This window comes from Johnsonella ignava ATCC 51276, assembly GCF_000235445.1.
GTDB lineage: Bacteria > Bacillota > Clostridia > Lachnospirales > Lachnospiraceae > Johnsonella > Johnsonella ignava.
Genome location: NZ_JH378829.1, coordinates 72145 through 95718 on the forward strand (window position 1 = coordinate 72145; position 23574 = coordinate 95718).

Consider the following 23574-nt stretch of genomic DNA (forward strand, 5'->3'; position numbering starts at 1 on the left):
TTTGTAAATCTTATAAATTCGCTTTTTATTCTAAAAGCAATCATTAACATTAATATATAGAAATGTGTGCCGCAAGGTGCACTACAGTAAAGACCGGGCAGGTGCATTTACCTGTCCGGTCTTTACTGTAATATTCAAATACCTGTTTTAATCTTTATAAAGAGGCAAAAACTTTATTTGAACAGCCTCCTCCTTAAACATCATAATGAGACATATTATTAAAAATATTGCAGCAGTCCATATAGAATAAAGTCCTGCTCTTTTTGATATAATTGCACCAAAAGCGGCACCTACCGCAAACATAAATATTATAAAAAAATAATGCAGGCTTGTGATAAGCATATTTGTATTTTTAGCAACATGATATTTGCATAAAAGTGTGGTTGCAGTTCTTAAATTACCTATACACATAGTAGTAGCAAAAGGATTGCCTCTGAATTTATTAAAAGCAACAATCTGCATAGCACATATAAATGACAGAAGCATATTGGCAGGTGAATCAAGCTCATGGGGCAGAAATCCTGATATAATCATAAATGCTATTTCTATAATAAGCACAATCTGCCTCCAATGTATATTTTTATTATTCTTAAAATGAATCTCTATCCTTTGTGCAGTATAAGCTCCTGATATAAAGGCAAAAAGCGGCAGTATATAGTGCGGTATTTTTGAAAAATTCCCCTCAGAAAGGCTCTGTGCAAGCATTACTATATTTCCGGTCTGTGCATTTACATAGACCCTGCCCCTTAAAATATATGAATAAGCATCCTGGAATCCCCCTGCCAATGTGAGAAGACAGGCTATACGCATGGATTCGGACATCTGTTTTTTTGCCGGACTGCCTGTATCTCTGAAAATCCGTTTTTTGCCGGAACTGACTGTATCCATGGAAAGCTTTTTTTTGCCCGGACTGCCTATATCTGTGGATATCTCTTTTTTAACCTGACTATCCGCAGGTTTAGCGGCAAAATCTGCCATGCCAGTATTATCTACGTCATTTTCAGTATAATAATTACTATCCATTAAAACTCCTAAAATCTATTCATTATTTTAAATATATGTTTTTTATAAATATATACTTTATAAAAAGATATGCTTTTATAAAGGTATATGCTTTTAAAGTAAAATAGATGGTTATTTACTATGACCTTGCTATTATACAATATACACTGTTAGAGTGCAAATTATAGAGAGGGTTTTACTGTTAAATATAACTTTAATAAAATAATACTTTAATCATCATTTTCTTAGCTGGATGTGCATGACATCTGCTAAACATTATGTATGATACATATTAAAGGTAAAATCGCCTACGATTTTTGCAGGAAAATACTTAATCAGTCTTTCCTTTAAAAATATCCAAGGCTAAAATTTGCAAAATGATGTCTGTTTTATAAATTTCTTCTTTCTACTTGAGAATATTTATTGACAATTAATATTTCTGTAATTATAATGTAACAGATGGGAAATTTATTAAATATTACCCATTACAGATATAACTCTAAACAGCATGACATTACAAGATGTCCTTTTAAACACGGAGGTGTAGATGAAAAAATCTGCAATAAAAATACTGGCTTTAAGCCTTACAGCACTGACAGTATTTCCAAACACGGCATTTGCCGCAAAGCAGAATGGCAGTGCGTCAAAGCAGGCTACATTGGAAGAGATAGTTCCGCCTGCGCCAACAACTGTAAATACTTCGTCAAACGAAATTTACAGCAAGGAAACACCGGTTACAAAAACCTCTCAAACAGGCAAATATCTTGGTAAGTTTATAACTACAGGTTACTGTGATAGTACGCCGGACAAATTAAAGAAAACCGCAAGTGGAGTTTATCCTAAAAAAAATCACACTGTTTCAGCAGATTGGAGTGTACTCCCAAATGGTTCAAAAATTAGAATAGGCAACAGCGATATAGTATATACTGTTGAAGATACAGGTGTTTACGGCAACTGGGTTGATATATTTTACGATACTCCAGAAATTGCACATTCACATGGAGAGCAGTATCTGGATATCTATCTTGTGGAATAGCTATTTCATGTCAGCTTAGTATACACTACAGTTTTATATGGATCTCATATTTGCTGTGCTGTAGTACGATACGGCAGGCTTAGCCATGCTGTAAAATAAACCGGATAATTATAGTAAAAGCCCCGTATATGATATCTACCCGGAATTCTAAATACATATCATATACGGGGCTTTTGTTTTTATTATATAATTTGATGTAGGTGTCAAAAGATAATAAATTCTCTTGCAAGCAAGCTTGCATTGAATTTTTGTACTTTTGACACTTGTATCATAATTTACTTTATAAAATCTATTAAGGATTTCCAGACTGACCGGTTGCGAGTGTAGGTGCAGAACCTTTTCCCGGCGATTCAAGCACTGCCTTAGGATTTTCTTTAGTTCCCTTGGTTTCCTTATTTTCAGAAGCTTTAGTCTGTGAACTGCCGCTTTTTTCTGCTGGCTGCTTTGATTCCTTTTTACTTTCTTTTAAATTGCTCTTTTGTTCCTTGGATGAAGCTTTTTCCTGTGTACTTTCACCGGTTTTTTCATCAGAACCTGACTGAGCGGGCGCAGTCTGTGAAGCTTTTGTTTTCCCCTTTTTCTGACTTTCTTTTTGGGTGGTATTTTGTTTCGCTTTTTCGGCTTTTGCCGCCTGCGAGTCCTTTTCCGTCTGCTTAGGATTTTCTTCCTGTGAAGCTTTCGCAGCCTCTTCGTTCTTTTTTAAAGCTTCATTATTTTCATTCTTTTTTTCTTCCTGTGCCTGTGCAGTAACTGTATCAACCTCTGAACCATCCATATAATAACATATTACAGGACAGCCCTTGTCAATATTTTCAAACATCTGTTTTGCAATACCGGCAGGAAGATTTATACATCCGTGTGAACCACTCGTTTTATAAATATTTCCACCGAAGCTTCCTCTCCATTTGGCATCATGAAGACCTATACCTCCATTAAAGGGCATCCAGTATGACACCGGTGCAGCATAGCCCGGTCCCCTTAAAATGGCATTTCTTTGTTTATAGCTTATTGAAAATATTCCCGGCGGAGTTCTATGTCCCTTTGCTAAATTTCCTGAAACCAGGTCGGATTCCAATATAAGTTGCCCATCTTTATAATAGTGAAGATGCTGTGCACTTAGATTTATCTCAACATAAGTATTTCCGTAGTCGGTTTCACCTAATGAAGCAGCTCTTGAGGAATAAACCGGTTCCCTGCTTATATCCTGTCCCCTTATAACATATTCCTTTATAGCCTGTGCCTCTGCCGGCTGATTTATTTTCCATCCATAGCCCTTGCTGTTAACATTTATAGTCTTGCCATAGGATGTTATTACCTTCTTAGGTTTGCCTACAGTATCAAGCTCTCCTGCAAGCTGCTTTACATAGTCATTTACAGCATCAGAATTTATAACAACTACACCATTTTCATTGACTCCAAGCCAGCCGCTTATGGTATCTCCGTTTAAAGCGACTCCTCTCGGATAATTTATAACCGTCTTAGTATATTTATTCATGACTTCAGCCCTTGACATAAGAACCTCATCATCCTTTTTTACTACAGGATCCGTATAAATACCCTCAACTTCATTAAGGTCTAATTCAGTATCAAGCCTCTTTACTGACGAACTTATAGCATTCAGTGCCTTTGATTTATCAAGTGCAGTTCCGTAATATTCCGGAATTATACTGTAACCCGAACCGCTCTTGTACTCAGATATCTTTGCATCCTCAGACTCCTTAAATGAAGCCTCATCCATAAATGAAAGTCCGTAAACAGTGTCTGTAAATTTGTTTGTATCTAAATCAACGACCCTATCAACATCATATTCATCACTATTTATATAATGTAATGCCCATGACATGGGGTTCTGTTTTTTTAACATTTCATTAAGTGAAGAATCAAAATTAAACCTGACTCCAAGCTCTTTGCCTGAAACACTCGTTGCTTCATTCTCCCTTGACTTTATTTCAAGTCTGTAAACCTCTATCTCCTGCCTTATCAGTTCCTTAACTTCATCAGGTGTTTTAAATGAAGCATTTATACCGTTTATATATGTATTAGGGAAAAACCTGGTATTAAAGGTCTGTGCCCTTACAATATATGCTATTAAAAAAACTCCTAAAATTATGCCCAAGGCTGTCATTACTCTTTTTTTATTTTTAAAAACAGGTCTTAAACGGCTTCGTCTCTCTTCCGGATTTATATAAACATCAATATCATACTGACTGTCGTCATGATTTTCATCATCATATACGATATTATCTATATTATTCGTTGCATCGTTATATATATCATTTTCAACATCATTATATGTATTGTCTTCATCAGCTTCAACAACATGTTTGTCAGATTCAATGTTTGATTTTAAATCCGGGTCTAAATCCGACATAGCTTCAAAGCTGTAATCCGGTACAGACTTATAGTCATGATCAAACTCTGTACTAAAATCCGTATTATCAGCATGAAATAAATCAGTATCCGGATTTGTTCCTGTATCGGTATCATCCGGGGTTTCAAAATAGGGAACATCTATATTATATTCTGTGTTGTTTTCATCATTTTTAATATCTGAATCAATTCTAAAATCGCTTACTTCATACGGTTTAAGAATAAAGTCGTCATCAATATCTGATTCTGATTCCTTTTCCGAAATTCCATCATCTGCAGAGCTTAAATCTGAACTGTCTTCATTCGTATAATCCCTTTTAATTTCAGTATCTTTTCCAAATTCCGGAATATCATTATTATTAAAGGCGGAATCATCTTCATAAATATCAACAGAAGTAAAATCATTACCGGAACCTATATATTCTTTAATATCCTGTTGTTTTGTTTCATGCTTTTTAAAATCAGATTTAAACAAATTATGCAGGTTTTTGGTATTGTAATCTTCAGTATTTTTATTGTTTTTAAGTGCTTTATCGGTATCAACCAGGCTGCTATTATCAGCTGATCTGTTATTATAAACTGATCTATGATTGGATTCCCGTATTTCTGTAACTTTTTTTCTTTTTCTCTTTTTTCTTGAATATATACCCTTTTTTCTTAAATCATCAGTACCATCAGTATTAGTCTTTTCTGAACCGGTTTTATATAAATCAATTTTATCTGAATTAGATTTATATAAATTTGGCTTATCTGAGTTTTTTCTATATGAACTTGTTTTATATGAACCAGTTTTATCAGGACTGGTTTTATCTGAGCTTATTTTATCTGAGCTTATTCTATCTGAACTTATTCTATCTTGACTGACTTTATCCTGAGTGATGTTATATAATCCGGGCCTTTTATTATTAATTCTTTCACGGCTTTTGTATGTTTTTGAAGCCCTGTTTATCCTTCTTACACCTCTATATTCACTTGCAGTCTTATCAGTCTGAGCTTTAGGTGCTGAAATTACAAAATCAAATACATCTTCACTCTCATTTATACCTGCCGAACCATTATCCTTATGAATATCACTATACTTATCAGTTGGTGATTTATTTTCTTTGTTTATCTTATTTACTTTATTATCTATATTATCACTGTCGCCTGTATATATATCCTTGTCTGTCATTTTACTTATACCAAGCAGCAGTTTTCTTCTTTTTCTACCTTTTGATTCTTTATTATCCCCCATATGATTCCTCATATAATGTGCTGAACACAAGTATAATATTGCGTATATTCATTGTTTTCATAATTAATTATCAATTATTTATTATATGTTTATTTTTATTGCTATACACCTTAAAGCAGACATTCGCATTATATAAAACCATGAATCCGATCTTAATAAATCAATCGTCTTCATAGCTTACAAGTGAACTTACACTGTATCCCTTAAGTTTATCTCTGCCTTTAAGGTCTTTTAATTCTATCATAAAACATAATTTTACAACTACACCTCCGAGCTGTTCAATAAGTTTTATCATCGCCTGTGTGGTACCTCCGGTTGCTATAAGATCATCTACTATAACTACTCTCTGCCCGGGGCTTACGGCATCCTTATGTATCTCAAGAATACCCTTTCCATATTCCAGATCATACTCTACACTTATTGTTTCACATGGAAGTTTGCCTTTTTTCCTTATAGGTATAAAAGGTTTATGCTCTGCATAAGCTAACGGAACGCCAAATATAAAACCTCTTGACTCAGGCCCCACTATAATATCATAATCAAGATCTTTTACTTCATCTCTCAGTTTATTAACTGCAAGTGCAAGTCCGTCAGCATCTTGAAGCATGCTTGTAATATCCCTGAATATAATACCCTGTTCAGGAAAATCAGGTATACTCCTGATATATTCCTTAAGCTTCTTCATTAAATAATAATCCCTCCTACATTATTCCGCATAAAACCCCCTACACTTAAAGCACAGGGGATTTTACCCGTTTTTTCATTTATATTATAAAACTATTTATATACTAATTTAAAGCTGTTTATTTATATATAGGATGTGCATCGCAAATTTTAACCACTTCATTTCTTATATGATCAGCACTATTTTCAAAATCAAATACAGTCAGCCATATAAGCTGTGCTATTTTTTTCATATCATCCTCTTTAAGCCCTCGTGCTGTTACTGCCGGAGTACCTATACGCACACCACTTGTTATAAAATGACTTCTAGGATCATTCGGAATCGAGTTTTTATTCAATGTAATATATACCTCATCACATCTGACCTGAAGTTCCTTGCCGCTTATGTCAATATCACTTAAATCAAGAAGCATAAGATGATTATCGGTACCACCTGAAACAAGCTTAAATCCCTTTTCGATAAGTGCGGCTGCAAGTGCTTTTGAATTATCTAAAATTTGTTTTTGATAAACACGAAATTCAGGTTTTAGCGCTTCCCCGAAGCACACCGCTTTTGCTGCTATTACATGCATAAGCGGCCCGCCTTGTATACCCGGAAATACTGCCTTATCAAAATTGAACTTTTCATTGAAAGCATTGCTTGAAAGTATAATTCCTCCTCTTGGTCCCCTTAGCGTTTTATGTGTTGTGCTTGTAACAACATCGGCAAAAGGTATAGGACTTTGATGTAATCCTGCTGCTACAAGTCCTGCTATATGCGCCATATCAACCATAAGATATGCACCCGCTTTATCAGCTATCTCCCTGAATCTTTTAAAATCTATCGCCCTGGCATATGCACTGGCACCGGCTACAATCAATTTTGGTTTTGAACTTACGGCAAGCTTCTCAACTTCATCATAATCTATATAGCCATTTTTATCAATTCCGTAAAAGAGGCTTTTAAAATATTTACCTGAAAAATTTACATTAGAACCATGTGTCAAATGTCCACCATGATCTAAACTCATTCCCAGAACAGTGTCGCCAGGTTTTAACATAGCAAAAAATACTGCCATATTTGCCTGTGCACCTGAATGTGGCTGTACATTGGCATATTCACACCCGAAAAGCTTTTTAACCCTTTCAATTGCTATGTTTTCAACCACATCAACTTCTACACAGCCTCCATAGTACCTTTTCCCAGGATAACCCTCAGCATACTTATTTGTAAGCACAGATCCCATGGCAAGCATAACCCGTTCTGAAACAATATTTTCAGATGCAATAAGTTCAAGATTTCTTGACTGGCGTGCATATTCCTGTTTTATTGCACTGCCCACCTCCTTATCACCATCTTCAATGAAACTCATAATCTCTTTTATCATATTGTTTCCTCCATATTTCCTTTGCCTATTGCCTGCTTAAGTAAAAAATAGCGTTATATCTGCCTAAGCCGGTAGTATATAGTATATATTATTTCCATTCTAATTTCCAGTAAATTTGTAATGTCTAATAATTAATTCTATATTTTTTCTACCCATATAGTCATTTATTTGAGGATAAAATACAGCGGACATATATTTATATTCCTGACACTCTTTTATAAATTTATCACCGTCAGTAAATACAAGTGCATCAATTACAAAACCATCACTGCCTTTTACTTTAAGCTTAACTACATTTCTCTCACTCCCAAATACTCTTGCTGAAAGTATTTCTATATCCCTCCCTGCAAATGCCGGCTTTGCATTGCCGGCACCAAACGGTTCAAGAAGCTCAAGTTCTTTTAAAAAGTCAATTGTTATGTATGAAAAGGGAAGGGCTATATCTATCCATATTTTCTCTTTTAAATCATCTTCGGATAATGTACAGTTTTCATTTAAGTATTTTCTGAACTGTTCAAGTTTTTCCCTCTCAAGGCTTAATCCTGCCGCCATCTTATGTCCGCCATATTTAAGCAGATATATATCGGCACTGCACAGACCTTTAAACATGTCATAGTTCTCTATTGAACGACCTGAACCTTTTAGAGTTCCCTCCTGTGTATCAGTAAGAACAAAGACCGGTTTATAATACCTTTCCCTAAGCCTGCCTGCTATAATTCCGGCAAGAGATTCATGACAATCTTTTAGATAAACTACAAGAATCTTATCATTTAAATACAGCTTTTCAACCTGCTCTACGGCAATATTAAAATTTTTAAGGGTAAGAGCCTTCCTTTCGTCATTTAATTCCTTTAAATGCAGGGCAAGATTTACAGCCTCATCTTCTTTATCAGATATAAACAGCCTAAGTGCCGTTTCTGCACTTTCAAGTCTCCCACCGGCATTGATACAGGGACCTATTATAAAACCTATATCAAATGAAGTAATCTGCTTTGAGTTAAGCGAACATACCTCTATAAGTTTAAGAAGCCCTATATTTTTTGTGTTTTTAAGCCTTTTTAATGACTGTTTTAAAATAATCCTGTTTTCATCCCTAAGCGGCATTACATCTCCAACCGTAGCTATTGAAACAAAATCCTCAAATTCTGTAAATACCTCAGACTCTTCTATACCATATAGCCCGTATAGTGCCTTTACAAGTTTATACGCCACCATAGCACCGCAGATCTCTTTATACGGATAAGTGCATGTACTTTTTTTAGGGTCTATCACTATATCTGCCTCAGGAAGTCTGTCCTGTCCGTTTTCATCCTTAAAAACCTCATGATGATCTGTAACTATAATATTAAGTCCAAGACTTTTTCCATATGACAGCGCCTCAAACGCACTAATCCCGTTGTCGCAGGTAAGCACCGTATCTATACCACGGTACGCAGCTTCATTTATTATAGACTTATTAATTCCATAGCCATCTTTTATACGGTCAGGAATTACATAATCAACACAGGCGCCTAATTTTTTTAACGCTGAATAATATATATAAGTTGAACATACCCCATCTATATCATAATCCCCGACTATAAGTATACTTTTATTTGACAGTATTTTATTTTTTAAAAATAATGCCGCCTCCTTTATACCCTCAAGTAAATATGGAGAATGTAGTGCCCCTATATCAGGTCTTAGAAACATCTCCATCTCATCTTCTTTTATATCACGATTTACCATAATTCTTGCAGTATATGGCAAAATTAGAAAACGAGCAGAAATCTCATTGAAATCTGCCCGCTTTGTATACAGCATCCACTGTTGCATCTTTTACTTTCTCCATATCAATTTAATAAAGCTGCTCAAAAGTATTATAACCGTCCTCTGTATAAAATATTAAGCCGTCATTTGAATATACAAGCCTCTTTGAATTTCTTATACCGCCATCATAGTCAATATCACATTCAAAATACTTGCGATTATTTGCCTGTGGAAGCTTTCCTTCGTAGTTACCGAAGCTTCCACCGCCTATACACATACCCGGAAGTGCTGAATCAAGATTTCCTCCATCAGCTCTCCAGCCCTCCTGCTCTGCGAGTTTCTTAGTTATATAATTATTCGGCAATTTATTATAGGTATGTATATAAAGTGCAACCTCTTCCTTTGATATATAATTTCCGTCCTCTTTAACGCTAACTGCAGACTCCTGTCCTGCCTGTGCATCACTGCTAAGCCCGGTTTCCTGCGCCTGAGTACTCGTACTCTGTGCCTCAGCCGAAGTTTCCTCTGAAGCCGGCATATCCTGTGTTTCCTGCCGGTTTTCGGAATTTTCATTTTCCTGCTGCACATCTGTATCAGAGGTATATTTTTCAACTACATCCTGATCTAATGAATCATCGGAAAACAAAGCATCAGTCTGTGCCGATTTTGCCTCTTTTGTAAAATCTTCCTGTCCAAGCACATAGGTATTTGATAACTGTTCAGGTTTATTTGATGACGAACTGGAATACAGATTCTTATATGAACCCGGTGCGGCAAAAGATGAAAGACCTATTACAAACATAAGCAAAAGTATTGTAACAGGCTGCCACCACAAAAACTTGCTTAAAATCCTCTTTATTTGTTTTATTATATCATTGCTGTACATAAAATTTCCTCATAAAACTTGTAATGATAAACTCTGGCATATACCTAAGAAAATTATAATCCAAGTAATATTACCTTAGGCAGCTGTATCTAATATACCCAAATCGTGTATCAGATAGTATAAAATAGCTAAAATATTCGCATATAAAACATCTAATCAAGCATTTCTCTGAACTTATATAATTCAACCCTAAAGGTCGATCTCCGGCACACCGGAAACCGACCTTTAAATATCTACCTTTTATTTATAATCTCTAGTCAAGGAAGTTTACAATCTTAACCGGAGTTCTATATGTTGCAGGGGATATAACAATACCGACTTTCCTGTTGCTTGCATGTATAACCTGACCATTGCCTATATACATAGCAACATGGTTTATGTAACCGCCCTTTGCATAGAAAATCAGATCTCCCGGCTGTATCTGAGACTCAGTTATTTGTCTTCCGTTACCTGATTGCTGCCTTGAATTTCTCCCTATTGAATGTCCGAAATGTGAATATATCTGCATGGTAAATCCTGAACAGTCAGTACCGCTTGTAAGGCTGGTACCCCCATAAACATACGGATTGCCTAAAAACTGTTTCGCATATGCTACCATAGCATTTCTTTCAGTGCTGTATGAAGAACGTTTTGCAGATGCTCCGAATGATGAAGTTTTCGCTTCACTTATACTCGTGGAGTAATTGTCAGTTCTCTTCCTTACCTCTTCTTCTTCCTCAGGGTCCGGAACAAATTCTTCAACTAAGGTTTCATTGCCTGCAACCTTTACATTTGACTTTTTAACAGTTTCTTCCTTTTTAGTTTCCGTACTTTTAGTCTCTGTATTATTTCCTTCAGCCTTGCCGTCTTCTTTCTTTTCTACACGTATCTCTTCACCTGAAGCTTCCTTTTTGGTTTCAGCCTTTGCCGTCTCCTTAACAGCCGTTTCTTTAACAAGATTGGTATCATTTCCTTCAACATTAAGCGGTGCCACTATTTCATTTTCAGCATTATTTGTATCCGCAAAAGTTGTTATACAAGCTGACGTATTCATACCAAAAAGTATTGCTGTCATAACCAGATATTTTCTCATCTTAAGCAAAAATCTCCATTCATATTATAAAATTTATAAACTGTTGTCAAAATCTAAAAAATAATATAAACTATCCATACAAACCCCTGCTGAAACATCTTTATATGATACAGCCTGTCGCCTGCATTTTAAACTAAGCTTTATTTACTAATCTAAACATTAAAATCAAAAGTTTATATTATATCGGTTATATTCTGAATTTCTTAAAAATCCTTCAAAATTTCAGTACCTGAATATTAACCTGAGTTATTATAACACGTTTACATTCACTATTCAATAAGTTATTAAGGAATTATTAAAAAATTAAGAATTATAAACAAATGTTAAGATTTGTCCGGGCATGTGTTACGTATATATTACATATCTTTTGCTTTTCTATATATTCAGTAACATATAAATATAATTAAACATGCCTTTATATAAAACTTTTTATTATTAAAATTTATTTTTAAATCGGGAGTTTATTATAATGTATACAAACAACATAATTAATCCCCGCACATAGACTTAAAAACCAAACAGGCTGAAAGCAGCCTGTAAACTTTTATTGAGTTGTAACTATACATATTTTAAGAAAGGATTAGTCTTATGAAACAAAAAACGGCACTTATAACAGGAGCTTCAAGAGGAATCGGCAGGGCTGCCGCATTAAAATTTGCCAAAAACGGGTATAATCTTATAATCAACTGTATTCACAATAAAGATAAACTGCTTGGTGTTAAAGACGAGGTATTAAAACTTCAGCAGGAATATCTTTTAAAAAATAATACCGGTAATACCTATACTGAAAAACAGAATTTGTGTCAAAGTGATAATATACTCTCATGTTGGGAAGTGGTATGTGATACCGGAAATTTTTCAGAATGTAACAAAGCCTCCGGTGAAAACAGCTTTTTAGATATATTCCGAGAGCTTGACAAAAAAAATCTTACTATAGATGTACTTGTAAATAATTCGGGTGTATCCTATATAGGTCTTATCCAGGATATGTCTTATGAAAACTGGAAAAATATAATTGATACAAATCTCGGTTCTGTATTTAATATGACCAGACTCGTAATTCCGCTTATGTTAAAATCATACCGTGGAAAGATTATAAATATATCCTCTGTATGGGGAATATGCGGTGCTTCATGTGAAACTGCATATTCCGCATCAAAAGGCGGTGTAAACGCATTTACAAAAGCACTCGCAAAAGAGCTTGCACCAAGCAATATATATGTAAATGCAATAGCCTGCGGTGCAATTGATACCGATATGAACAAAGGGCTTGAAAAACAAGCCCTTGATATATTAAAAAGTGAGATACCGGCAGGTCGTCTAGGTAAGCCTGAAGATATAGCTGAGCTGATATTTTACCTCGCAGACAGAGACAATTACACAAACGGTGCCATAATAACCGTAGACGGAGGCTGGATTTAAAATCGACTTAATCTTAATTAAATACAAAAATGAAATACATAAAATGCATATTATTTAAGAGCTGCAAGTGCCTCCTGAGCCCATGATGCATTTTGCATCACAGCACGTCCTACTCCAATCAAATCAGCAACATTTTCTTTAAGTAATTTCTCAGCTTCCTCGCCTGAGGTGATTCCGCCGGTTAAAATAACAGGAACCTTTACGGCTTTCTTTGCCTCTGCACTAAGCTCCGAAAACCATCCCGGCTGTGTTTTTGTGTCCACCGTATAGCCGCAATGACCTCCTGATATATCAAGTAAGTCGATCCCTGCCTCCTCAAAAATCCCGGAGGCTGCGGCGACCTCATCCACCTTGCTGCCTCCCTCCATATAATCACAAGCTCCAAAACGAAGAGCAATTATAAAATCCTCTCCTGTCGCCTTACGCACCTCATGAATAATTTCAGTATGAATCCGGGTACGACCTTCCAATGCAGTACCGCAATATTCATCCGTTCTCTTGTTTGTAAGCGGCGAATAAAACTGATTCAATAAATAACCATGTGCCGAGTGTATTTCCACTCCGTCAAAGCCCGCCTTTTTTGCACGAAGTGCAGCATCTGTAAAAGATTTTATAACTACTGCAATATCTTTTTTAGTCATCTCATGCGGTACTGGTTGTTTATCATATAAAACTATAGGGCTTGGAGCAATTGTCGGCAATCCGGTATATCTTGCCGCAGCTCCTGCATGATTAATTTGTGCCAGAATTACAGCCTGCTGTGAGCAAACAGCGGCAGTCAGATTCTTATAAGAATCAATTACTCCGTCATCTGCCATAGAAAGCTGTCCGATTGAAGCCATACCGTCTGGGGAAACATACTCATGTTCCAAAATAATTAAAGCAGTAGCTTTTGCTCTGACTTTATAATAATCTATCAGCACATCACCCGGTACTCCATCAATAGATTTACCTGTTGCCATCGGTGGCATCACAATACGATTTCTAAGAATTATATTTTTCAGTTTCAACGGTTGATTCAGTAACATTTTTTTATCTCCATAAATTAAAAAGTCCATTAATCTGCCATCTGAGATGGGGAAACCGGCAAAGCCGTAATCCTTCAGATAGCTTGTTAAGGCAAGAAGTGCTGTTGAACATAGTCCACCAGCGCATAACAGGATCTGTTTATTTGAAATGAGTACTCCCAAAAAACCACCTGTTGATATTGCTGATAGACCAATCTGTCCCCATTTTATCCAAATTATTACGCCCATTCAGTCGATCTGCCATCTTAAAATGGCATGTATAGGTATATACAAGTTTTCCATATTCTTATTGTATTTGAGAATATAATTTTTCACTATATTCCAACGAACTTTTCCCCATTGGCGCATTTCCTCCATATCTTTAGCATTACTCTACCCCCAACGCCTTAAACACCGCATCCTCCGCACTGCTGTAGAAAATCAGATTAAAACTGCCCACCAACTCCGGTGGAACGGTGCCAAGGTCTGCTGCACTGGTAATCGGAAGCAACACTTTCTTTGCTCCGCTATCAAGGCATACCTGTAAACTATTAGCAAGCTCGTCCACTTTAAGAATCGTGCCGCTGATACTGATTTCTCCCAGCACGGCAAGTGTATTGACCGTAGGCCGTCCAAGAGCGATGCTGCATAGCGCAATCAATGTAGGCAATGCCAGCTTTCCGGTCATGCCAATACCCTGTAAATCCTGATAGTTGATGATGTAATCCCGCATCGTGGTGCTTATGCTGCCACTGATTCGATTTCCGTTAGCTTTCAGGAAATTAAACGCCGTATTCGTGGATTCCTTGCAGTCACGGTCGCTGCCAAGGCCAGTGCGCTCAAATTTTCCGTTACCGGGCAGCATCTGGCTTTCAAGGCGGAATACGCCGATCATACCGGACTTGCCCTGACTTACGGTATATACCTGTCCAGGATTGCAGATGCCATCGGGGATGAGTTTGCCGCCGCCCTGCTCCGGCACAGAGACGAATTTTTCTTCAAAGGTATCAAGGTCGATATAGCTGAAATTCACATCATAGAACTCCATTCCACCCAGTTTTTTCAGCTGTTCCTTGATGCGGCGGCGCATCTCCAGCGCAAATACTAGGATTTCTTCGATCTGTTCTTTTGTGAACTCACCATCCGGATACAGCAATTTTACATAGCCGCCCACAATCTTGCGGACAGCAATCGTATCACGCTGGTTCAGGTTCTTTCCAAGCCGGAAATACTTATCCAACGCATCGCCATACTGTTCTTTCCGCAGTTCTCGAATAAACTCTGCCAAGTAATCTGTGATAAAGCCGTAGTCGTTGGTAAAATGTTCCGGACGGAACTTCGGAATCTCCCAGCCTGGAATGTAGCAATGCAGACGATCAAGAAAGGCCGTGTCCGTTCCCATCTCCGGCGGAAACGGATCAAACAGGGAGGAAGTTTTGAGCAGTACATCTACGCTCTGATTGATGTTTCCCACAAAGACCATAGAAGCCGATGCTGCCTTTTCCTCTTTGCCACGGGCAAAGGAGCCGGAAGCCATATAGTCTTTCATAATCTGAATGCCGTCTTTGTCTTTAAACTTGATTCCGGCAACCTCATCAAAGGCAACGCAGTCCCATAAGCCCACTAAACCCACGGTTTTGCGCCCCATGTTGTAAAACAGATTTGCAACGGTCGTCTGACCACCGGACACAAGGATACTGTTTGGGCTGATTTCTTTATAAATATGAGATTTACCGGTGCTGCGCGGCCCCAGCTCACAGAGATTGAAGTTGTTCTCCACCAACGGCAGCATACGTGCAAACAGCAGCCACTTTTCCCGATTGTTCAGCTGTTCCGGCTCATATCCGCAGGAACGCAGCATAACATTCATCCACTCTTCCTGTGTGAACGCCTTGCGTCCCTCGCGGACTTCTTCGATGTCGATATGGGGCATCTGGATCGGAGTCAGCTTATGTATGCTTATGGGTGAGATATTCTTCTGCTTTTTCTGTTTAGAGGAAATAGGCTGTCCATCTATATCTGTGATTCCAAAGCCGCTGTCTCCCTCAGACTCATATTCCAGCTGCACGATGCACCAGATACCGCCGCAAAGCAGCCGTTCATATTTTTCCGGATAATCATCCGTAATCGGCACATTGGTAAGTCCAAGGTTAGAGAACTCCGCAAAAAAGCAGTCCTTTTTAATGTCCAGATGTACTGTCACCATATCAATAATGCTATGGCTCCCGTTCTTGCGCAGCTGGGAGAGAATTTTCTGAGCCTCATCTGGGCGAACAAAATTGTCTGCCAGAATGCGTTTCACATTCTGAACGCCCTGCTCAATGATTGTCTCATCGTCTGAACTGCAATACTGCCCCAGCAGGAACTCCAGCACATAGACCGGAACATTTGCCCCTTCTCTTATTTTCTTTGTCAGGTCTTTGCGGACGATTCGACCGTCAAAGTTGCTGCGCAGTTTCCTGCACAGTTCTTCACGAGTATCGTCTGCCGCCATATCCATCATTTCCATACGAAATTCCTGCCTCCTCTGTATCAGAATCCGAATCCAAAGTCATCTGCAAAGGCAATGTCCATGATGACAGGCTGCCTCCACTGCTCCAGACCGCTTTCTTCGTCATAAACCACAAGGTAATACTGCTTGTCCTTGTCGTATTTCTTATTCTTGAATGTGAACCGCATCCGGAAGATACGATTCTGCGCATTTTCCTCACGACTGTCCGCAACATAACTGTTTTCGTTCGAGATTTTCTCATTTTCCTCCGAGAGAAAGAAAATGCGGTATTTTGCCGTTTTTACAGTATCACTGACTGCATCCGACTGAATAAAGTCCATGGAAGTAATTAGGTTCGTAATCTTATGAACGATGCTGACCAGAGCAATCTCTGCACTCTTTGTTTCCATGTGACCGCGCTCCATCTTAAACTCCAGCACAGGCACCAGCATTTCCTGCGGTGAGGAACCGCCATGCACATAGTTAGCACCGCCTCCGGCCACCTTAAATACATTGCTGCTAACCGGGTAGGAAACCACCTTACTGTCCTTGTTTCCCAGAACACGTCCCATGCTCATATGGTCGATGCCGTCATCTTCCAGTGCCGCCTTGGACACAATAAATCTGCGATTGACAAATGCTTTTTCTGCGCTTTTCCCGGAAATTTTGTCACTTTCTGTCAGTTTATCACGATTGTAAATAAAGCCATGATCGGCAGTGACGATAAAATGATAGGTGTTGCCGCTGACGGAGACTCGATGGATCAAATCCATGATTTCCTGAACGGCTTCCTCGCACGCATTAAACACCTCGTCCTCGGTGTTTGCCTTGTCTCCGCGCGCGTCAATCTGATTATGATATACATAGATAATCTGACGTCTTGTCAGCACATCTCGCAGCTCTGCCACTTTCAGGTTTTTGATATCATCAAACTGCACACAGACACTATCCGGGTTATAGTTTTGCAGCACCTGCTGCCGACCTGCCAGGTTATCGCAAAGAATACCATCTGCCAGCACCTGAAAATCATCCGTCATCTCCAGTGTCTTATGCGGTAAAACTGCTGCCATGCCGAGCCTTGTATAAGACGGCAGGACACTCAGCTGTACAGAAAGTTTTGCCGTGCATTTCGGGTCATCCTGCATTCGGGCAAACAATTCCTGTCCAACTTCGTAACGCATGGCATCCGAAATGATGACCACCGTGCGTTCTTTTGTATATCGCAGGTTGGCATTGTAAAACTCCCGCTGCAACGGAATTGCAGAAAATGCGGCATCCTGCTGGATTCCGGCATTCCAAGCAGGGAGCAGACATGCCAGATATTCGTTCGTGTAGATATTTTCCACCAGTTCCCGAAGCGGCTCAAAACTTTCCGTACTCTCCAGCTGGTCATAATAATAGTAGAATTTCCGATACTGCTGATCCATATTGTAATCCGCAGCAAGATATCGGTCGATGATTGGCTTTAAGCCATCTGCGGCATGGTAATCCGCTTCCTTCACCATGCTGCACGCACTGGAAAGCATCTGATAGGTCTTCCCTGTCTTTCTGCCAAAGTGCATTTTGACCCGTTTTTCACAAAGTTCCGGAATGGTAAGTCCGTTTGCGATTGCACCAATGTCTTCCGAAACAAGTCTGCCAATGAGCCACTTTACCAGCACCTGATCCACAGCAAGGAAAGTGTCGCACTCCACCAAATCGTCCACTCGCATTCCTGCAAATGCAGGAAGGACATTCAGTCCTTTGGCAACGTGCTCCGACAAAGCATCGTATTTGTCCCGGTACAGGACGCTGTTCATAAGGCTATCGAGAAATGCGATGATATTACCGGACTTGTAGGAGACAAAGCTCTTCCATGCTGCCGGAAACTCTGCATGCACATATCGCCCGGTATAAGTAACGAACAACGTTACCAGAAGCCGTTCCAAACTCGGTTTTGTATCGGTGTAACCAAAATGCTGCTCACAAAGCTGCCAGAACGCAGACAGCAGATCGTATTTTTCAAACTCCTGCAAGAGAGCATTGTCCGCCAGCTCACCATCCGTTAACACGATGCGCACGACTTCCTCAAAAGAGCAGGTACGTGCCTTGCAGACGGCACTCAGCAGGCCGACAAGTATATTTTCTTCATTAAAGTTCTCAATTTCCAGATCATAGAACCGCTGAGTACGCTCCTTGTTGGCGAAAAACTTGATGTGCTTCTCAATAACCGGCTTGTACTTTTCCTCAATACCCAGGTCAACCGACAGCAGGGATGCACGGTCAGCAAAGAACCGTCTGGAATACAGCATTGTATCTTCCAGATGGTTATCCCTTACATCCGGTTTGGGGAACGGTGCATAGATCAGATAATTCGTGGTCTTATCAACACGCTCCAGAAAATACTTTGTATAGAACTGGTTATCCGGCTGGAGATGGTAAATCTTCGCATTCTGAAGCTCCACCGTCTCCATGTCCTCGGCAAATTCCGCCTTGTCATCGTACCAAAAAACCAGTTTCCGGGTCTCCCCGGTAAATTCCGCATTCAGGCGGTCTATAATTTGTTTCAGGTTTAATTCTGCCATATCAATTTCCTTTACTTGATAGATTCCGCCCTTTGGGGAATATCATACAGGCAGCTACGCCTTGATCCGTTTGTTGCCTGTGATGCTGCTAATATAATCGTCAATATCCTGCACGATGCAATGATCCCCCATTGTGTGCAGTGATTCAAAATATTTTGTGATATACCCATAGATACCATACTCGTCAAAGGTCTTTGCCACATCGGCACCGGAAAGCCCTTTGAAATGACGGTACCGCTCCATGCAATAAATCAAAAAATTGGATTCTTTGCTCATCTCTCACGCCTCCTCTGGGTAATCATAGGAACCTGTCAGAAGTTCATCTTGATACATGGTATACAGCGTCATCGGGCTGTAATGCCACAATTTTGATTTTTCATCCGAAAGTTCCTGATAGAGCTTGGACTGATAAAAGCGGGAAATCGCTTTCTCATCATCCACATTGCTGTTTTTTGTAATCTGTTCGATGATGGGCGGCACAATGATTGCAAGCATTGCGCTGAACTGATCTTCATTCATACAAGCTCCCTCCCTTCAAAATGCAGGTATTGCAGAGACTTTTCTGTTGCAAACACCAGTTGATTGAACAATTTCCGAATCTTAAGTGCCGCCAGTGTCTGTTGCTTATCAAGCACTTCGGTCATATACAGGGTAATGGTGCGGTACACATCATCATTTGCCACTGCGCCATAAATCAGGTCATGCTGCTTTCCCTGATAAGTTCCCTGACGGTTCTCAGCTACAAAATCCAACCATGCTTCATCAGGGCTGTCAAAGCACAGCAAACTGCACTCCTTGAAAGCCACTGCTTCCTCTACGGAATAAATGTTCAGCGTAGCGGCCCCTGTTTTGCGGCGGTCAGCAACCTTTTGAGCGAAGTTCACTGCCTGATCACGGTTGGTGGTGGTATAAAATCCAAAACCGAAGTCCAGATAGCGATTTTGCCGGATAAATTTCGGTTGTTTTACGATAACATTGCTTCCATGGTACAAAATCATTTCAAACGCCTCCTGTTCCTCTTATTTCTTTTCCTTCACCATCTCGGCTGCCGCATCGATGTCGGCGCTCGTCAAGGCGTGATGCGTGCAAGCACGATCACGCTTTTCCTCGCTGCTTCGCCATGATGTTCTTACTATCCGCCAGCACCTCATAAAACTTGCCGTCCTGTGCGGTCTGGAGCTTGCGGTAGTTGACCTTAACGCCGTCATCAAGGTCAAGTTCGATGCGGGAAAGTGCCAGATGGCTGATTTTCTCATCGTATTCCCGGCATTCCTTCAGCTGCTTGGCAAGTTTATCCTTGCGCTTCCCGGCTGCTGCCACCTCACGGGCATTCTCGCTGTGATCCATCATATCCTGCATTCGGTTGATCTCGGATTCATACACGCGCTGCATCCGGTGCAGGTAGTCGATACGCAGGTTGCCGATGGTATCCGGTGTGTAGCGGTGCAGATAGACCAAGACCTTAAAGCCGTTCTGCTTGCCGCTGTCAAACAGCCAGTAGATCGGACGCTTGCCGGAGCCGGTGACAGAATAAGTCCGGCAGTGATCCTTGAAGAAATCGTTCAGGAAGTAGTTGCGGATGATCTCCCGGCTGGTGCTGCCTTTATTGCCAAGGGCTTTTGCGATGTAATCAAGGTTTTCTTCCAGCGTATCAGCACCGTACACCACCTTCAGCCAGTCGCACAGGCGCGATACGATATCATCGTCCAGATATTCCTCATCGGTGATGGGAATAACATCGTCAGCATCCGGAATATAGCTCTGGTATTTGCTGCTATCCCACTCGCCGCCTGCATAGGCCAATCCCTCCACATCCAGCGAGTAACGGCCAAACATACAACCCACAGCATAGCTGAGCAGGCTCTTGATGTCCCGCTGCAAGTCAGCTTTGCGCACGGTCACGTCTCGTTCTTCAACTGCTGCATCAACTTCGTCCCGCATACCGTATGCATCAATAAAGGATTGATTTAATCGTTCCTCATTTTCACGCAACTCAGTCGAACGAATTTCGCAATCAGCCTTCCACTGATTAAAGCACTGCTGAATTGTCTTGGATTTTTCTTTTTCACTCTCTGAAACAAGCGGGTGTTTCTTGAATTCCCATGAGGTCTCAAATGCATTCCAATCATATTCACAAAGTTTAAGATTTGTGTTTGCCATTTCTGTCAGAGAAGAATCCTCCGGCAAAATAATTGGAAAGCTCTTTACATCTTTCACTTGAAGGTTGATAGATGGATTGAATACCCAGAAATAGTACTTAGCAACATTTGTATTTAGCAACGCCAAAATTTCCGGAATGTTCTTTCTCAAGTTAATTGATGGTCCGCCCTTGTCAAAGATACACCCTTCCGGCAAATATCTAAAACCTGTTCCACGGCTTGTAATTGCCGAATAGGTAACTCCCGGCTTGAACCAAAATTCTTCACTTAACAAATTAGATGTTTTATTGTTCGCGTAAAAAAGCCTTGCCGTATCAGACCAGTCTACAACAAATGTCAAGTTCCCATAATACTGGCGATAATCTCCACCTTTAGCATAGAAATGCCATCTTTTTCCTATTTGATAGTTTTCAATTTCCCAGAAGCACTTCAGATATTTCTCATTATCACCTGTAATATTTTGAGAACCTGTTAAAACACCATAATTCTCAATATATTTGGCAGAGTTAAAGTTTTTTATAAATTGGCTGCTCACCCAATATGCCAGTGGCATTCCCGGAATTTTTCTGAAATTGGCAACCTCCGCCATATAACGATAGTTCCCAGCCAAAAATTCTTGCTCTTTTTCATTGTAATTCTTACAGTCAACAAGTCTTACAAACCGAGAACTGTAACCGTCAATATATTTTCCCTGAATCACAAATGCGCACGTCTGAACAACATCATTTCCAATTTCTTCAAACGCCTTAATCCCAAGATGAACAAGGCTCATAAATCTTTTTTCATATATTTTCTTACGAAGATTTTCGTAGCTATTGATAAACATCCATGCGTGCTGGGTAATCATTGATTGAAATCCACTATCCAAAGTAAACTGGTAGCATCTTTCAATCAATACAGCGAACATATCCGATTTACTGTCAGGAAAATATTTTTTGATATATGTATTTAATTTTGCGCTCAGGTTGGTGGTTCCTGCATAGGGTGGATTCGTGCAGGTAACCCAATATTTCCGTGCAATTGTCTCACCAATATCAATGAGCCGATTCAACTGCTCAGCGGTATCTTCCACGCCAACGCTGTCCATGCTGATCTGACCGTCGGTGTCCTCCGCTGCCACAAACCGGCGCAGCAAATCCCAGTTGTAGCTCTCCACATTCAGGATAGAGCCGTATTCCTTGGCATCCGTCAGAGTGTCCAGCAGACCTTCCAGCTGCATCTTAGCAGCGTTTTTCTCGATATCGTCCAACCCCGCGCCGAAATATTTCAAGTGCGCACGATTGATGCTGTTGCTCTCCTGAATGGCGTAGACATGACAGGTGTTCTCACCGTTGAGGATACGTCGGTTGTACTGCCGTGCTTTCATCATCACGGCAAAGTACGCCAACTGATAGGCACGGTCATCAATGTCCAAACCGTAGATGTTGTGTTCCAGAATGCTCTTTGCAGCATCACGCTGGCTGTAACCGGCACTCTCGTAAATCTGCATCAGCACATCAAAGGCGTATACGAGGATATGTCCGGATCCCATGCAGGGGTCAATGAGCTTGATGTCTTCCGGGTTCAGGGCGGCATACTCTTTACGAATTTCCGAAAGTTTCACCTGCACTTCTGGCTCCTGCTGTGCCTCTTCCAGATAGTATTTCCAGTTTTCTTTCAGGCCGCGGTCCGGGTGACCTCCCACCCACAGACGACCCAGGCTGTTCTCCACCATGTAACGGACGATCCAGTCCGGGGTGAACAGCTGGGTTACGGCAGGGATTTCCTCTTTGGTAATCTTGCCGTTCTTGGCAAATGCAGCGGCTTTCGGCTCGGTATTGTAATACTGGTACAGCCAGCCGATAATCTCCACCTGACCACCGCACTCGATGTTGAAGTCATCCTCCGGAATATCGTGAATCAGGTGATAGACCACGCCATCCCGGTCAATGACGGACAGGCTGAGCAGCAGCTCGGTGTAGTTCTTCGTCTTTTCAAACAGAGCAGGCAGAATTTCGTTCAGTGCGTTGCACTGTTTCAGGAACAGGATGCGGAACACCTCGTCCAGCTTGTTGTCCTGTTTCCACTGAAAAATCTGAGCCTCTTCCTCCGCAGTGAAGGGCAGCTCTGCGTCAAACGGTGTTGTAACCAAATCCGGCTCCAGCTTACCACTCTCGGAAGATAGCACTCGGATATGGGAAGGCAGATAGTCGTTGACCTCCATGAAACGGATCGCGATCAGGCGGTTGAACCATGTATAGGCAACCTCCTCGATCACATACTGATATGCGGTTTTGTAGTCGGTATCCTTTTCCTTCTGCTGAATAACCTCTATCAGCTTGTCACGCTGACGCACGGCCTCGCCGGAAATCGAATACGGTTTTGCAGTGCCGATATCGAAGAACTGGGTGTCGCCGAAGCTCTGCGGCAGCGGCTTTGCAATGCCGTCCTCCGTAATACCGATCAGTCGGGCATCATAGCTAACATCTGCAATCAGCTTATTCCGCGCCCAGATCGCAAAATTTTTTATGGCTGTCTTGTTCATGGAGCCA

At 40.2% G+C, this 23574-nt stretch carries 16 protein-coding genes; 2 read left to right on the plus strand and 14 right to left on the minus strand.

Going from position 1 to position 23574, the window contains the following annotated elements; all coding sequences use genetic code 11:
• Window positions 1-147: 147 nt before the first annotated feature.
• Complete coding sequence (locus HMPREF9333_RS00360; RefSeq protein ID WP_005538985.1) at window positions 148-1023, minus strand: YoaK family protein; 876 nt, start codon at window positions 1021-1023, stop codon at window positions 148-150.
• A 526-nt stretch (window positions 1024-1549) separates the two neighbouring features.
• Here HMPREF9333_RS00360 and HMPREF9333_RS12050 point away from each other — a divergent pair.
• Complete coding sequence (locus HMPREF9333_RS12050) at window positions 1550-2038, plus strand: 3D domain-containing protein (protein ID WP_005538987.1); 489 nt, start codon at window positions 1550-1552, stop codon at window positions 2036-2038.
• 292 nt (window positions 2039-2330) lie between these two features.
• Here HMPREF9333_RS12050 and HMPREF9333_RS12055 read toward each other — a convergent pair whose 3' ends face one another.
• The 6 genes from HMPREF9333_RS12055 to HMPREF9333_RS13710 all read right to left on the minus strand — a co-directional run bounded on the left by HMPREF9333_RS12055 (window position 2331) and on the right by HMPREF9333_RS13710 (window position 11400).
• Window positions 2331-5642 carry a L,D-transpeptidase family protein gene (locus HMPREF9333_RS12055; RefSeq protein ID WP_050798084.1) on the minus strand — a complete coding sequence of 1104 codons (3312 nt, stop codon included), beginning with the start codon at window positions 5640-5642 and terminating at the stop codon, window positions 2331-2333.
• Between the two features lie 160 nt (window positions 5643-5802).
• Window positions 5803-6327 (minus strand): adenine phosphoribosyltransferase, encoded by a 525-nt coding sequence (locus HMPREF9333_RS00375; protein ID WP_005538990.1) that lies wholly within the window; start codon window positions 6325-6327, stop codon window positions 5803-5805.
• Window positions 6328-6445: 118 nt separating this feature from the next.
• Entirely contained in the window at window positions 6446-7693 is a 1248-nt protein-coding gene (gene glyA, locus HMPREF9333_RS00380) for a serine hydroxymethyltransferase (RefSeq protein ID WP_005538992.1), read from the minus strand.
• A 99-nt stretch (window positions 7694-7792) separates the two neighbouring features.
• On the minus strand, window positions 7793-9508 hold the full coding sequence (gene recJ / locus HMPREF9333_RS00385; RefSeq protein WP_005538993.1) for a single-stranded-DNA-specific exonuclease RecJ: 1716 nt from the start codon (window positions 9506-9508) through the stop codon (window positions 7793-7795).
• 22 nt (window positions 9509-9530) lie between these two features.
• Window positions 9531-10328: a ribonuclease domain-containing protein gene (locus tag HMPREF9333_RS12835; RefSeq protein ID WP_005538994.1), complete on the minus strand. Its 798-nt coding sequence runs from the start codon at window positions 10326-10328 to the stop codon at window positions 9531-9533.
• Between the two features lie 253 nt (window positions 10329-10581).
• Window positions 10582-11400, minus strand: coding sequence for a C40 family peptidase (locus tag HMPREF9333_RS13710; RefSeq protein WP_050798085.1), 819 nt, complete (start codon window positions 11398-11400; stop codon window positions 10582-10584).
• Between the two features lie 588 nt (window positions 11401-11988).
• Here HMPREF9333_RS13710 and HMPREF9333_RS00400 point away from each other — a divergent pair.
• The gene (locus HMPREF9333_RS00400) at window positions 11989-12822 is read left to right on the plus strand and encodes an SDR family NAD(P)-dependent oxidoreductase (RefSeq protein ID WP_005538997.1); all 834 of its coding nucleotides are present in this window, start codon (window positions 11989-11991) and stop codon (window positions 12820-12822) included.
• Between the two features lie 50 nt (window positions 12823-12872).
• Here HMPREF9333_RS00400 and HMPREF9333_RS00405 read toward each other — a convergent pair whose 3' ends face one another.
• The 7 genes from HMPREF9333_RS00405 to pglX all read right to left on the minus strand — a co-directional run bounded on the left by HMPREF9333_RS00405 (window position 12873) and on the right by pglX (window position 23567).
• Window positions 12873-14078: an oxidoreductase gene (locus HMPREF9333_RS00405; protein WP_005538998.1), complete on the minus strand. Its 1206-nt coding sequence runs from the start codon at window positions 14076-14078 to the stop codon at window positions 12873-12875.
• Window positions 14079-14217: 139 nt separating this feature from the next.
• Window positions 14218-16338, minus strand: a complete 2121-nt coding sequence (gene brxL, locus HMPREF9333_RS00410) for a protease Lon-related BREX system protein BrxL (protein WP_005538999.1) — start codon at window positions 16336-16338, stop codon at window positions 14218-14220.
• A 23-nt stretch (window positions 16339-16361) separates the two neighbouring features.
• Window positions 16362-18884: a BREX-1 system phosphatase PglZ type A gene (pglZ, locus tag HMPREF9333_RS00415; protein WP_005539000.1), complete on the minus strand. Its 2523-nt coding sequence runs from the start codon at window positions 18882-18884 to the stop codon at window positions 16362-16364.
• Between the two features lie 54 nt (window positions 18885-18938).
• Complete coding sequence (locus HMPREF9333_RS00420; protein ID WP_005539001.1) at window positions 18939-19160, minus strand: DUF3791 domain-containing protein; 222 nt, start codon at window positions 19158-19160, stop codon at window positions 18939-18941.
• Between the two features lie 3 nt (window positions 19161-19163).
• Window positions 19164-19403, minus strand: a complete 240-nt coding sequence (locus tag HMPREF9333_RS00425) for a hypothetical protein (protein WP_005539002.1) — start codon at window positions 19401-19403, stop codon at window positions 19164-19166.
• Window positions 19400-19882: a DUF3990 domain-containing protein gene (locus HMPREF9333_RS00430; protein WP_005539004.1), complete on the minus strand. Its 483-nt coding sequence runs from the start codon at window positions 19880-19882 to the stop codon at window positions 19400-19402. Before HMPREF9333_RS00430 ends, HMPREF9333_RS00425 begins: the two co-directional genes overlap by 4 nt.
• A gap of 97 nt (window positions 19883-19979) precedes the next feature.
• Complete coding sequence (pglX, locus tag HMPREF9333_RS00435; RefSeq protein WP_005539006.1) at window positions 19980-23567, minus strand: BREX-1 system adenine-specific DNA-methyltransferase PglX; 3588 nt, start codon at window positions 23565-23567, stop codon at window positions 19980-19982.
• Window positions 23568-23574: the final 7 nt, after the last annotated feature.